Origin of the sequence: Alloyangia pacifica (assembly GCF_900116195.1) — a bacterium.
Lineage (GTDB): Bacteria > Pseudomonadota > Alphaproteobacteria > Rhodobacterales > Rhodobacteraceae > Salipiger > Salipiger pacificus.
Genome location: NZ_FOZW01000013.1, coordinates 72695 through 86178 on the forward strand (window position 1 = coordinate 72695; position 13484 = coordinate 86178).

12 protein-coding genes are annotated in these 13484 nt (G+C 67.4%); 9 read left to right on the plus strand and 3 right to left on the minus strand.

The annotated features are described in order from the left end of the window. The first annotated feature begins 331 nt into the window (after positions 1-331). Positions 332-1144 carry an arginyltransferase gene (locus BM397_RS22980; protein WP_092429100.1) on the plus strand — a complete coding sequence of 271 codons (813 nt, stop codon included), beginning with the start codon at positions 332-334 and terminating at the stop codon, positions 1142-1144. Positions 1145-1192: 48 nt separating this feature from the next. Here BM397_RS22980 and BM397_RS22985 read toward each other — a convergent pair whose 3' ends face one another. Both BM397_RS22985 and BM397_RS22990 read right to left on the minus strand, forming a co-directional pair. After that, positions 1193-1825 carry an alpha/beta family hydrolase gene (locus BM397_RS22985; protein WP_092429233.1) on the minus strand — a complete coding sequence of 211 codons (633 nt, stop codon included), beginning with the start codon at positions 1823-1825 and terminating at the stop codon, positions 1193-1195. Between the two features lie 5 nt (positions 1826-1830). Then, entirely contained in the window at positions 1831-2298 is a 468-nt protein-coding gene (locus BM397_RS22990; RefSeq protein ID WP_092429098.1) for a YbaK/EbsC family protein, read from the minus strand. Positions 2299-2423: 125 nt separating this feature from the next. On the opposite strand from BM397_RS22990, the gene BM397_RS22995 reads away from it, so the two are divergent. The 8 genes from BM397_RS22995 to BM397_RS23030 all read left to right on the plus strand — a co-directional run bounded on the left by BM397_RS22995 (position 2424) and on the right by BM397_RS23030 (position 12507). Then, complete coding sequence (locus BM397_RS22995; RefSeq protein WP_092429096.1) at positions 2424-5201, plus strand: [protein-PII] uridylyltransferase family protein; 2778 nt, start codon at positions 2424-2426, stop codon at positions 5199-5201. After that, on the plus strand, positions 5198-5455 hold the full coding sequence (locus BM397_RS23000; RefSeq protein WP_092429094.1) for a hypothetical protein: 258 nt from the start codon (positions 5198-5200) through the stop codon (positions 5453-5455). The genes BM397_RS22995 and BM397_RS23000 overlap by 4 nt, the downstream gene beginning before the upstream one ends. Before the next feature lie 232 nt (positions 5456-5687). After that, on the plus strand, positions 5688-6749 hold the full coding sequence (locus tag BM397_RS23005) for an extracellular solute-binding protein (RefSeq protein ID WP_092429092.1): 1062 nt from the start codon (positions 5688-5690) through the stop codon (positions 6747-6749). A gap of 62 nt (positions 6750-6811) precedes the next feature. After that, positions 6812-7942 (plus strand): ABC transporter ATP-binding protein, encoded by a 1131-nt coding sequence (locus tag BM397_RS23010; protein ID WP_092429090.1) that lies wholly within the window; start codon positions 6812-6814, stop codon positions 7940-7942. A gap of 3 nt (positions 7943-7945) precedes the next feature. Beyond that, positions 7946-8812 carry an ABC transporter permease gene (locus tag BM397_RS23015; protein WP_092429088.1) on the plus strand — a complete coding sequence of 289 codons (867 nt, stop codon included), beginning with the start codon at positions 7946-7948 and terminating at the stop codon, positions 8810-8812. Beyond that, a complete protein-coding gene (locus BM397_RS23020; protein WP_092429086.1) occupies positions 8809-9663 on the plus strand; it encodes an ABC transporter permease in 855 nt (284 codons plus the stop codon). The genes BM397_RS23015 and BM397_RS23020 overlap by 4 nt, the downstream gene beginning before the upstream one ends. Before the next feature lie 268 nt (positions 9664-9931). Beyond that, positions 9932-11809, plus strand: coding sequence for a PAS-domain containing protein (locus BM397_RS23025; protein WP_092429084.1), 1878 nt, complete (start codon positions 9932-9934; stop codon positions 11807-11809). Further along, complete coding sequence (locus BM397_RS23030) at positions 11806-12507, plus strand: response regulator transcription factor (protein WP_092429082.1); 702 nt, start codon at positions 11806-11808, stop codon at positions 12505-12507. Before BM397_RS23025 ends, BM397_RS23030 begins: the two co-directional genes overlap by 4 nt. 3 nt (positions 12508-12510) lie before the next feature. Here the strand turns inward: BM397_RS23030 and BM397_RS23035 are convergent, their stop codons facing one another. Further along, the gene (locus BM397_RS23035) at positions 12511-13434 is read right to left on the minus strand and encodes an HNH endonuclease (protein ID WP_092429080.1); all 924 of its coding nucleotides are present in this window, start codon (positions 13432-13434) and stop codon (positions 12511-12513) included. Positions 13435-13484: the final 50 nt, after the last annotated feature.

Genomic DNA, 13484 nt, shown 5'->3' on the forward strand with positions numbered 1-13484 from the left:
TCCGAAACATGGCTGGTCGTCGAGGGGCAAGGGGCGGCTGGTCGTCTGAATGGGATGGCAGAGGCGCTTGAAACTACGCCGAAGAACGCGCCGTGATATGTGAGTCGAAGTTAGCGGACTAGGGTCCCGACGACGGGAACAAGCCTCCCCGACCTCTCGCAGGGCCGCCGCCTTAGAGGTTCACGCGCCACGCCGGCCGCCGAGACTTGGGCGATCTTCCGCAATTTCTCGCATATGTTCTGCAAACACGCCCTTGTACGATCGCCTCGGGGTTGGCGACTGCGCGTTTCGTTGTTACGTTTTTCTTTCAAACAGTCCGGACAGTTCCGAAATGCGTCACTCGCTGCCCCTTGCGCCGCAATTCTACGTCACGGCGCCGCAACCCTGCCCGTATCTGCCGGGCCGGATGGAGCGGAAGCTTTTCACCGCTCTTCAGGGTGATTACGCGGAGAAGCTCAACGACAGTCTGTCCAAACAGGGCTTCCGCCGGTCGCAAAACGTGCTCTACCGGCCGTCCTGTTCGGAATGCTCGGCCTGTCTTTCGGCGCGCATTGACGTGCGGCGCTTCGAACCCTCGAAAAGCCAGCGCCGGTCTCTGAGGCGCAACGCGCACCTGCAGCGGAGGGCCTCCAGCCCCTGGGCGACGGAGGACCAGTTCGAGCTGTTCCGCCGCTACCTCGATGCGCGTCACGCCGATGGCGGCATGGCTGACATGGACATCTTCGAGTTCGCCGCGATGATCGAGGAGACCCCGATCCGCAGCCGCGTGGTGGAATATAGCGACCGCGAGAGCGGTGAACTGGCAGCGGTCTGCCTGACCGACGTGCTCGATGACGGGCTGTCGATGGTCTATTCCTTCTACGATCCCGAGCTGCCCAAGGCCGGTCTCGGCACCTGGATGATCTTGGACCACATCGACATCGCGCGTGAGGCGGGGCTGCCCTATGTCTACCTCGGCTACTGGGTGCCCGGCTCGCCGAAGATGGGTTACAAGGCGCAGTTCTCGGCGCTGGAGATCTATCGCCGCGGCCGCTGGGAGCCGATGCGCAGCGATGATGACTATGCCTCCGAGACCCACCCGCTGAGCACCGACCCCATCGCCGAGCAGGTGGCGAACATCTCGCTGCCGGACAGCCGGGCCTGAGCGCAGCGCTGGGCGGGCGGGCCGAGGGTGCCGCGTCCGTTGCAGGGCTTAGCCGATCCCTGCGATCCAGTCCGAAATTGTTCCGGCGGCGCTCGAGAGAGTGTCCTCGTGGTTCAGTCCGCTCACGCGCCGGCGCGGCTTGAGGTCATGATCACCGTCTTCCAGCCAGTGCAGCGTGATGGCCGGCGACAGCCCGTAGCCGGCCACCTCTTCGCGCGTGCCGAAGGGATCGCGCGTGCCCTGGCATATGAGCGTCGGGGTCCGCAGCGCGGCGAGATGCTCGGTGCGCAGCTTTTCCGGCTTGCCGGTGGGGTGGAACGGATAGCCGAGGCAGACCAGCCCCGAGATCGCCCCGGCGCTGAAAAGCTCATCGGCGATCAGGCTCGCGACCCGACCGCCCATGGACTTGCCGCCGATGTAGAGCGGGCCGGGGCACTCCAGCGCATTGATCGCGGCGCGGTATTCCTCCTGCAGAACGTCTATCTTGGGTGGCGGGCGCTTCGGGCCGCCGCTGCGCCGTTGTGCCATGTAGGCGAATTCAAACCGCGCCACGCGCAGCCCGCGCGCCGCCAGCAACTCGGCCATGCGCGCCATGAAAGGGCTGTCCATCGCCGCGCCCGCCCCATGCGCAAGCATGACCGTCGTCCGGTCCGGCCCGTCGCCGTCGATCAGGAAGTCCAAGCTGCTCACTCGGTGAACTCCGCGGCCACCGCACCCGTCAGCCCGGGCAGCACGTGGGCGTCGAGCGCGAAGAGATGCCGCGGCGTGCCCGCCGCCGCCCAGACCCGCGGGAACTCCAGCAGGCGCGGGTCGATCCAGGCACGGATCGGCGACAGGTGCCCGACCGGCGACACGCCCCCGATGGCAAAGCCGGTCTGGCCCCGGATCAGCGCCGCATCGGCCTTGCCCAGCGGCTCGCCAGCCAGCGCCGAGGCTTTATCGGCGCAGACCCGGTTGCCGCCTGCCGTCAGGAACAGCACCGCCTCGCCACTCTCCTCGGCGCGGAAGATGATCGACTTGGCGATCTGGTCGAGCTCGCAGCCCACGGCCTCCGCCGCCTCCTGTGCGGTACGGGCCTTCTCCACCTCGACGATCTCGACCGGCAGGCCGGCGTCATCCAGCGCGGCGCGCACCCGTTTCAGGCTCTTGCTCATACTCGTCTCCCGTCTTGCCGATGGTGTTTCCCGGACCGAGGGATAGCCGCCCATGCGGCGGCGCGGCAAGCCACCGATTTTCACATGGCATTGCACAAAGCCGCCAGTCGTGGCCATCTGCAGCCATGAGCCTTGCCGATGCGATCACCCGCCTGCCGCGCCCCTTCGAGCCCGCCCTCGGACAGGAGGCGCGCGAGTCCGTGCCCTGGGCCTCCGGCGCGGTCGCCGATCTGATCGAGGGGACGGGCGGCTCCAGCCCCTATCTCGCGGGACTGATCCGCAAGGAAAGCGGCTGGCTCGAAGGCGCGGTGGACGCGCCGGAGGAGGCGCTTGAGACCCTCTTCGGCACCTTGCAGAAGATCGAAGGCGATCCCGGCGCGCCGCTGCGCGAGGCCAAGCGCCGGGTGGCGTTGCTGGTCGGGCTTGCCGATCTTGGCGGTGCCTGGCGGCTGGAGCAGGTCACCGGCGCGCTCACCGATTTCGCCGACCTCGCGACGCAGATCGCCCTGCGCGACGCCATCGCGCGCGAGGTGAAGCGCGGCAAACTGCCCGGGGCGACCGAAGACGACATCGCCACCGCCGGCGGCATGGTGGTCTTTGCCATGGGCAAGATGGGCGCGGGGGAGCTGAACTACAGCTCCGACATCGATCTCATCTGTCTCTTCGACGAGACCCGCTTCGACCGTGACGATTTCCACGAGGCGCGCGCCTCCTTCATCCGCGCGACCAAGCGCATGAGCGCCACGCTCAACGATCTGACCGGCGAGGGCTATGTCTTCCGCACCGACCTGCGGCTGCGCCCCGATCCCGCCGTCACCCCGGTCTGCATGGCGATGGAGGCCGCCGAGCGCTACTACGAGAGCCTCGGCCGTGCCTGGGAGCGGGCCGCCTGGATCAAGGCGCGGCCCTGCGCCGGGGATCCCGAGGCGGGCGGGCGGTTCCTTGAATCGCTGCGGCCTTTCGTCTGGCGCAAGCACCTCGATTTTGCCGCGATCAAGGACGCCCACGACATGCGCCTGCGTTACCGCGAGGCCAAGGGGCTGTCGGGGCCGATCACCCTGCCGGGGCACAATATGAAGCTGGGCCGCGGCGGCATCCGTGAGATCGAGTTCTTCACCCAGACCCGCCAGATCATCGCCGGCGGCCGCGACCCGGCGCTGCGGGTGCGCGGCACCGTGCCGGGGCTGCGGGTGCTGGCCGAGACCGGCTGGGTGCCGGGCGAGGTCACCGAGACGCTGGTCGGCCACTACCGCGCGCACCGCGAGATCGAGCACCGCATCCAGATGGTGCAGGACGCCCAGACCCACGCGCTGCCGGGCAGCGAGGAGGGCTTCGAACGGCTCGCCGCGCTCTGCGGGCGCGATCTTGGCGAGCTGAAGGGCGACCTGAAGGCGCGGCTCGAAGAGGTGCACGAGCTGACCGAGGGGTTCTTTGCGCCAGAGAGCCGCGGCGAGCCCGCCGCCGCCTCGCCGCTCGAGGACAGCCCGCTGGTCGCCCGCTGGCCAAGCTACCCGGCGCTGCGCTCGGGGCGCGCGGTGGAGATCTTCAATCGGTTGCGCCCCGAGATCCTCTGCCGCCTCGGCCGTGCTGCCCGCCCCGAAGAGGCGCTCTCGGCCTTCGACGGATTCCTCGCGGGTCTGCCGGCGGGGGTGCAGCTCTTTTCGCTCTTCGAGGCCAACCCGCAGCTCGTCGACCTGCTGGTCGACATCGTTTCGGTCTCGCCCGAGCTGGCGCTGCACCTGTCGCGCAACGCGCAAGTCTTCGATGCGGTGATCGGCGGCGACTTCTTCGCGCCCTGGCCGGGGGTCGCGGCACTGACCGCCGATCTGCATCAGCTGCTGGCGCGCGAGGACGACTACGAACGGCAGCTCGACCAGACCCGCCGCTGGCAGCACGAGTGGCACTTCCGCATCGGCGTGCACCTGCTGCGCGGCATCTCCGAGCCGCAGGAGGCGGGCAAGCACTACGCCGAGCTGGCCGAGGCGACGCTCGCTGCACTGGCACCCGTCGTGCAAACGGAGTTCGCCCGCAAGCACGGCGATGCGCCGGGCCGCGGCGCGGTGGTGGTGGGTATGGGCAGCCTTGGCGCAGGGCGGCTGCACGCCCATTCCGACCTCGATCTCATCGTGATCTACGACGCGGATGGGGCGGAGGCCTCGGAGGGCCGCCGCCCGCTGCCCTCGCGCACCTATTACGCCCGCCTGACGCAGGCGCTGATCACCGCGATGACCGCGCCGATGGCGGAGGGACGGCTCTACGAAGTTGACATGCGCCTGCGCCCCTCCGGCAACCAGGGACCGGTGGCGACCTCGCTGGCCGCCTTCACCGAGTACCAGCGCGAGAACGCCTGGGTCTGGGAGCATCTCGCGCTGACGCGCGCGCGGGTCGTGGCGGGGCCGGCCGAACTGGCGGCGGAGGTCGAGGCGCGACGGCGCGAGCTGCTGGCCACACCGCGCGACCGGGCCGAGGTGTTGGCGGAGCTGGCGAAGATGCGCGCCCGCATCGCCGCCGCCAAGGGCTCGGGCGATGCCTGGGACCCGAAGCTGGGGCAGGGGCGCATGCAGGACATCGAGCTGGTGGGCCAGGCGGGCGCGCTGCTCTCGGGACAGGCACCGCGGCGCACGGCGCGCGGCCTCGCCGCGGCGGCGCAGGAGGGCTGGCTCAGCCGCGCCGATGCCGATCATCTCGCCGCCACCTACCGGCTGTGCTGGGCGTTGCAGATCGGGGCGCGGCTGATCACCGAGGGCGCACTCGATCCGGACGAGCTGGGCGCGGGGGGCTGCACCTTTCTCACCAGCCTCGCGGGGGTGGATGGCCCGGATGCGCTGCAGTCAAAACTCGACGAGATGACGGGGCGCGCCGCAGAGATCATCGGTGCGGCCCTGCCGGTTGCCGCCGAATGAAGGGCGATGCGCTCGATCCCAAGGCGCTGATCGCCGAGGCCTATCGCATCGAGGGCATCAGCCTCGAGGAGTGCCGGTCGATCTTTCTCGACTGGGCCCTATCGCTGCCCGAAGGCACGGATGAGCAGGCTGCGCTGGCGGCGCTGCTGGCGCGCCATGGCGTTTCGGGGCATCCGATGACGCGGGTTATGTCCGACGGGCGGTCACCCGCCGCGCCGCGCCGCCGCGGTGGCCGCGCCGCACGCCGGAACTGACCGCGATACGAAGACCCGCGCCCGACAGCTGCGCCAGCGCCGTGCCCCGAGGCAGGGCCGGTTGAGCGGGCCTGACACCTCCTGTGAGGATTGCGCATCGCGGCCCGTTGCCTGACGGCGACACGCAATAGCTTAATTTTTCGTGGACACACGTGAGGGAATTTGACCTTATGTGGCCAAAAAAAAACGTTCCTTTACTGACACATCGATTGATCCAACAAGGGAAATAGCCATGAAGTATCCGTTGCTCGCATCGCTTGTCGCGACAACCGCCCTCACCGCGCAGATGGCCTCGGCCGACACCCTGCGGCTGCTGACCTGGGGTGGCTACGCGCCGGAAGAGGTCATCGCGAAGTTCGAGGAGGAGACCGGCCACACCGTCGAGGTGACCACCTCCAACAACGAGGAAATGATCGCCAAGCTGCGCGCCACCAACGGCGGCGGCTTCGATCTGGCGCAGCCGAGCCAGGACCGGATCACCAGCGCGCAGGAAGAGTTCGGCATCTACAAGCCGATCGACATGTCCCGCGTCGAGAGCGATCTCTTCATCCCGTCCATGCTGAGCGCGACCGCGAAGAACACCACATTCGACGGCGAGGTCTACGGGCTGCCGCATGTGTGGGGCACCAGCGGACTGGTGGTGAACACCGCCGAGGCCCCGGAGGTCACCGACTATACCGACCTCTGCAGTGACGCGGTGGCGGGCAAGGTCTCCTACCGCCTCAAGCGTCCCACGCTGATCGGTTTCGCCTATTCCATGGGGCTCGACCCGTTTGCCGCCTATGGCGACACCGAGGCCTATCAGGGCATTCTCGATCAGGTCGAAGAGGCGCTGACCGCCTGCAAGCCCAACGTAAAGACTTATTGGGACGGCGGCGACGAGATCAAGAACCTGCTGCGTTCGGGCGAGGTGACCGCGGCCATGGCCTGGGATACCGGCGGCTGGCAGCTGAACGCCGACAACGCCGACATTACCTTCGTCGCGCCGGAGGCCGGGGCGCTTGGCTGGATCGACACCTTTGCACTGCCCGCACGCGGCCGCGCGGATGATGCCGCCTACGCCTGGATCAACTTCGTGATGCGCCCGGAGATCGCGGCGATGATCACCAACACCGCAGGCAACTTCACCGCGGCGGTGGACGGTGACGGCGGCGTAGATGCCGAGCTCAAGGCCCGCTACCAGGCCAGCTTCGATCAGGCCGCCATCGACAATATCAAGTGGTATCCCCCGGTCCCCGCCGGCCTCGAGGCGCTCGAAGGCGAGACCCTCGACCGTATCAACGCGGCGAACTGAGCCTGTGAGTGGAACTTGGAAGGGCACCTGCGGGTGCCCTTTCTTGCCTGAAAGGTTGACCCGTGACCGAGACTACCCCCGATCTTGCCCCCTCCGATCTCGAATGCCGCGATCTGGTCAAGGAATTCAGTGAGTTCCGCGCCGTGGATGGCGTCAGCTTCGACGTCCCGCAAGGGTCTTTCTTTTCGATCCTCGGGCCCTCGGGCTGCGGCAAGACCACGTTGCTGCGGATGATCGCCGGCTTCCAGTCACCCACCTCGGGGGACCTGCTGATCAAGGGGCGCTCGATGATCGGGGTGCCGCCGAACAAGCGGCCGGTCTCGATGGTCTTCCAGCACCTTGCGCTGTTTCCCACGATGAACATCGGTGAGAACGTCGGCTTCGGTCTGCGTCAGCGCGGCGTCGCCAGGGCGGAGATCAAGCGGCGGGTCGGCGAGGTGCTCGAGCGTGTCGGCCTGCCGGGCGTGTCCGAGCGCCGGGTCGACCAGCTCTCGGGCGGGCAGAAGCAGCGGGTGGCGATCGCCCGTTGCATGGTGCTCGAGCCGGATGTGCTCTTGCTCGACGAACCGCTCGGGGCGCTGGACCTCAAGCTGCGCGAGCACATGAAGGTGGAGCTCAAGGCGCTGCAGGCGGCGTTCAACACGACCTTCGTCTACATCACCCACGACCAGTCGGAAGCGCTGGTAATGAGCGACAATATCGCGGTGATGAACAAGGGGCGCTTCGAGCAGATCGGCACCCCGCAGGAGGTCTACCACGCGCCGCGCACCGCCTTCGTCGCGGGCTTCGTCGGTGATGCCAACCGGATTCCTGTACAGGTCGTCGACGCCACTGGTGGCACGCTGACCCTGAAGACCGGCGGCGGCGCGCCACTGAAGCTCGACGCCGCGGCGCAGGGCTCCGCCGACTGGCGGCCCGGTCAGCGCGCCGAGGTCTTCCTGCGACCCGAGGCGGTCGATCTGCTGCCCGCCGGCTCCGAGCAGGCAGAGGCCGCGAACATGGTGCCCGGGGTTGTCGATGCGGTGCTCTTCAACGGCGCCAACAGCACGGTGACGGTGCGGGCGTCGGACGGCTCGCTGATGACTGCAGCGCTGCCGCAGACCGGCGTGCTCGCGGCGCTGCGCAAGGGCGATGCAGTCACCACGCGCTGGCACCCGTCGCAGGCGCGCTGCTACCCAGTGGCGGAGGGCTGAGCCATGGCCTCCGACACCTCGAAGCTCGGCTTCTACCTGCTACTGGCACCGATCCTGCTGTGGCTGGCACTGCTGATCCTGCTGCCGCACGTCGGGCTCTTCCTCGTCTCGATCAGCGAGAAGATCGGCCCGCGCGAGTACGAGACCGGCTTCGGCAACTACTCGGCTTTCTTTACCGAGCCGCTCTACTGGCGCACCTTTGCCCGCACTGCGATCATGTCGATCCTCGCGACGGCGCTGACGCTGCTGCTCGGATTTCCCATCGCCTATTACATTGCAAAGATCACCCGGGGCCGCACCAAGACGACGCTTTTCCTGATGTGCATGATCCCCTTCTGGGTGTCGGAGCTGGTGCGCACCTTCGGCTGGATGATCCTCTTGCGGGAGACCGGGGTCTTTTCGCAATTCCTGCAATGGGCGGGACTGGTGAGCGGTCCGGTGGAGATGCTCTACAATGACGCGGCGATCATGGTCGGGCTGGTCTATACCTCGATCCTGTTCATGGTCGTGCCGCTGGTGACCACACTCGACAGCCTCGATGACAGCCTGATCGAGGCGGGCTACGATCTTGGCGGCACGACCACCGCGGTGATGCGCGAGATCGTCATCCCGCACGCCATGCCCGGTATCGTCTCGGGCTGCATCGTGGTCTTCATGCTGTCTCTGGGCAACTACCTGACGCCGATCCTGCTGGGCGGCAAGGACAGCCTTTGGTTCACCGGGATGATCTACACGCAGTTCATCACGCGCTTCAATTGGGAACTCGGATCGGCCTTCGGTTTCCTGCTGCTGGCGCTCTCGTCGCTGGTGGTCTTCCTGGGTCTGAAACTCTCCGGCCGCTCGCTCTCCGAAACCATGGGGCGCTCATGATACCCAGCCTGCCGCAATCGCCGTTCGCCAAATGGGCCTATCGGGCCTATGTGACGCTGTTCTTCATCTACCTCGGGCTGCCGCTGGCTGTGGTCTCGGTCTTTGCCTTCAACGACAGCCTCTTCCCTTCGCTTCCCTGGGAAGGCTTCACCCTGGCGTGGTTCTTTGGAAACGAGTCGCCCTTCATCGGCGTGTTCCACGAGCGCGCGATCCTGCGCTCGATCGGCACCTCGGCCTTCGTCGCGGCCTGGGTGTCGGTGCTCTCGGTCTTCGTGGGCACCTGCAACGCCTTCCTCTTCGTGCGTCATGACTTCCGTGGCAAGGCGCTGCTCTACATGCTGATGCTGCTGCCGCTGATCATCCCAGGTGTCATCCTCGGGATCTCGATCCTCGTGTTCACCAGTTCGGTCGCCAACACGCTCGAAGACGCCACCGGGCTCTGGTTCGACGGGCTGCGACCGGGGCTGATCCTGGTCATCCTCGGGCAGTTCTCCTTCATCACCACCTTCGCGACGCTGGTCATCTCCGCCCGGCTGCAGAAGTTCGACCCGAGCCTCGAGGAGGCGGCGCTGAACCTCGGGGCGACGAAGGCGGGTGCGATCCGCCAGATCACCGTACCCTTCCTGCTGCCGGCGATCGTCGCCTCGGCGGTGGTCGCCATGCTGATGAGCTTCGAGAACTTCAACACGACGCTGATGCTGGTGGGCTCGGATTCGCCGCTGACCATCACCATGTTCGACAAGCTCAAGCAGGGCTCGACGCCGGTGCTGAACGCGGTGTCGCTGCTGCTGATGCTGGCGTCCGCGGCACTGGGACTGATGTCGCTGCTGTTCCAGCGCAAGAAGGCGTGAACCCGGACCGGGCCGTACCTGGGACTGACAGGTGGCAGGCGGCGCAGGTCCACCGGCCTACGCGGTGCTTTCCTCCCGGATCCCTGCAGTGGGCGATCCAATCGACATGGCGCGCGGCAATGACACCAAGATCGAAGGAGGCGGGGCGCTGCGCGCCTCACCCCCGGGATTTTGGGATCATGTGGAAGGGCGTGACGCTGCGCGATTTTGCCGGGACATCTTCTTTCTTGCGCAGCAGGGTGCTAGCCCTTGGGGCGGAGGAGATTTCATGGACAAGGATGCGCTCACACAGGCGGGGCTGAACCTGATCCAGCAGGCGCTGTCGATCTACGACCGCGAGCTGAAGCTGGCGGTATGCAACCGTCCCTTTGCCGAGATGTTCGACCTGCCCGAGCGGCTGACCCGGCCCGGCGCAGGGTTCGAGGAAACCGTGCGGCACCTGATTGCGGCCGGAGAATACGGCGAGGTCGAAGATCCGGAGGCTTTCCTGCAGACCCGGGTCGAACAGGCCCGCGCCTTTGCGCCGCACTACATGGAGCGCACCCGCGCCAATGGAAGGGTGATCTCGGTCGAAGGGGCGCCGCTGCCGCAGGGTGGCTGGGTCACCGTTTACACCGACATCACCGCGGTGAAGGCACAGGAGGAGCTGCTGCGCACCCGTTCGGAGCTGCTGTCTGAGGAAGTGATCCGCCGCGCCGAGGCGCTTGCCGCCAGCAACCGCCAACTCGCCGCAACCAATGCCGCGCTGGAGGAAGCGCGGCGTGAACTCACCGAAATGGAGGCGCGCACGCGGCTGACCACCGAGATGATGCCGGCCCATATCGCCCGGGTCGATGCCGAGTGCCGCTACACCTATTCCAACCGTCGCCTGTCGCAGGTGATGCCGGGGCGCCCCTCGGAGATCGCCGGACTGCATGTCTCCGAGGCGCTGGGGTCGGCCTATGCCAAGGTGCGGCCGCATCTGACGCGGGCGCTGGAGGGGCAGCAGAGCATCTTCGAGTTCACCGACGACGGCTCGTCGCGGCGCATCCGGGCGGTCTTCACTCCCGATCCGGCCGAGCGCGGGGTCTACATCCTGTCGCTCGACGTCACCGAGGAGACGCAGGCGCGGGCCGCCTTGCAGCACGCGCGGCGGCGTGAGCTGGCGGCGCAGCTGACCTCGGGTCTCGCGCATGATTTCTCCAACCTGCTGACCATCATCCTCGGCATGCAGTCGAAGCTGGCGCGTATGGAACTGCCGCCCGAGGCGGCACAGCTGGCGGCCGGGACGCTGCAGGCGGCGCGGCGCGGCGGCGATCTTCTGGACCGGATCGCCGGGATCACCTCGCACCGGAGCTGGACCCCCGAGGCGGTCGTGCCCGAGCTGTTCCTGCGCGACCTGCGGACGCTGACCGGCGCGGCGCTGCCGGAAGCCGTCACGCTCGAAATCGCGCCGGCGCCCGAGGGCGCCTTCCTGCTCGATCCGGGGCTGCTGCAGGATGCGGCGCTGAACCTCGTGCTGAACGCCCGGGATGCCTGCGGCGCGACGGGCGGGCGGATCTGCGTCGAGATGCGCACGGTCAAGGACACCTGGCTCGAGCTTACGGTGCGTGACAGTGGCCCGGGGTTCTCGACGGAGGCGCTGAAGCACGCACTCGATCCGTTTTTCACCACCAAGGGCGGCTCCGGGTCAGGACTGGGGCTGGCGATGGTCTACGACATGGTCAAGCTTGCGGGGGGCACGATTAAGATCAGCAACGCGGAGCCGGGTGCCCGGGTCACCCTGCGCCTGCCACTGCGCCGCGCGCCCGAAATGCAGGCGCGGGGGCTGGCGCTGCTGGTCGAGGACGATGCGGAGCTTCGCGAACAGCTCCGCGGCATGCTGACCGGGCTTGGTCACGCGGTGGTGGAGGCAAGCTCTGTGGCGGAGGCGCGGGCGCTGGCAGAGGGGCTGTCACTGGACCTGGTGCTGTCGGACCTGCTGCTGGAAGGCGAGGCGCGCGGCTCGGATTTGCCAGGCGCGCTGCCGGGACTTGATGTGCGGTTGATGACCTCGCTGCCGCCGGGCGATCCGAGACGGACGGCAGCGGAGGCGGTTGCGCCGGTGATCGCCAAGCCCTTCACCGAGGGACAGCTGGCGGCGTTTCTCGGGGGGGATTCGGCATGAGCGCGCCGTTGATTTCGATCCTCGACGACGAGCCCGCGATCCGCACGATCCTCTCGGAAGCGCTGACCGAGGCGGGATTCCGGACGATGGCCTTCGGCCGCGCCACCGAGTTCGAGGCAGCGCTGAAGCGGGCCACGCCGGATGTCTGCCTCGTCGATCTCGGCCTGCCGGACCGCGACGGGCTTGGTCTCGTGCACCGGTTGGCGCTGGAGCAGGGCGCGGTGGTGATCATCGTGTCGGGCCGCGCGCAGGTGCAGGACCGGGTCACCGGGCTCGAGCTGGGCGCGGATGACTATATCATAAAGCCTTTCGATCCGGTCGAAGTTGTGGCGCGCGTCCGCGCCCGGCTGCGCAGCCCGCGCGGCGCGCCTGCCCGGGGCGAGACTGCGCGTTTCGCCGGCTGGACCGCGCATTTCGACCGCTATGCGCTGGAGGACGCTGAGGGCGTCGAAACGCCATTTTCTCATGCTGAGGGCGAGGTCCTGCGGCTGTTTCTGGAAAGTCCGAAACGGCTGATCACCCGTGCGCATATGCAGGAGAGCCTTGGCGGGGCGGCAGGCGAGAGTTTCGACCGGGCGATGGACGTGCGCATCTCGCGGCTGCGCACGAAACTGCGTGAGGACCCGAAGAATCCGCGCCTGATCAAGACGATCTACGGCGCGGGCTACATCTTCCTCGGGGACGTGGAGTGGGTGTGAGGCTCAGCCCAGCTGGCCGAAGACCTCTTCACGGTGATAGCGCAGGTACTCGGGGTGGGGATGGTCGCGCCTCGACTTCGGCAGGAGAAGTTTCTGGCCGGGGACGATCAGCCGTTTGGCCACGTCGTCGGGCACCTTGTTGTGGGAAATGAGGATGCTGTGGTCCTCGGCCACGCTGATCAGACCCCGGTCGAACATCCAGTGCAGCGTACCGGACAGCGCGAGGCCATTGCTGACGATGTCGGGTCCCTTGTCCTTCACCGGCCGGATGTGCGCGGCTTGCACCTCGGGCCGGCCGCCACCATTGCGCAGTTGCAGCCCTGAAATCGCGCAGCGGCTGTCATAGGCGCGCTTGACCATGCGTTGGAACGCCTGATCCCGGTAGGATCGAGAACTCAGCAGCTTTGTGCGATCCGGAGACAAAGGGGCGGCACCGAAGACGCTGGCCTCCTCGGCGAGGCCCGGGAGAGCACGCGCATCATCTTCCGCCGCGCGCGGCATGGCGTCGGCGCCCTCGATCTCTCGCAGACCGGCGTCGACGATGCTGGCAAATTCCTGCGGTGTGAGCCGGCGCACGGCCGATGTGTTGAGCCCCCCGGAATAGGCGCGCCCGTCGGGCCCCTCAAGGCGCCGTTCGTAAAGCTCGCCCCCCGGGCCTGCCCGCGGGACGATCGTCTCGAACTGAAGCAAAGTCTCGGGGGCAAAAACCGCAAAATGCCAACCGTCTCTCAGCGGGTCGGGTTCGACGGCGACGACCTTTTGCACCGCCACGTAGCCGAAGGCACCGCGCTTGCCCTCGTAGACCACGACCCAGTCGCCCACAGTCTCCTCGACCATGCCAAGGTATTGTTGCGGGAAATTGTAGCGCCGCCCCGGTTCGTCCCGGTAAATCGACTGCGGGTTTTGGATGAAGACTGCCTGCGCCATCTACCTGCCACGAAGGAAAACTCCCCTGCAGGTTGCACCACCCGCCACGC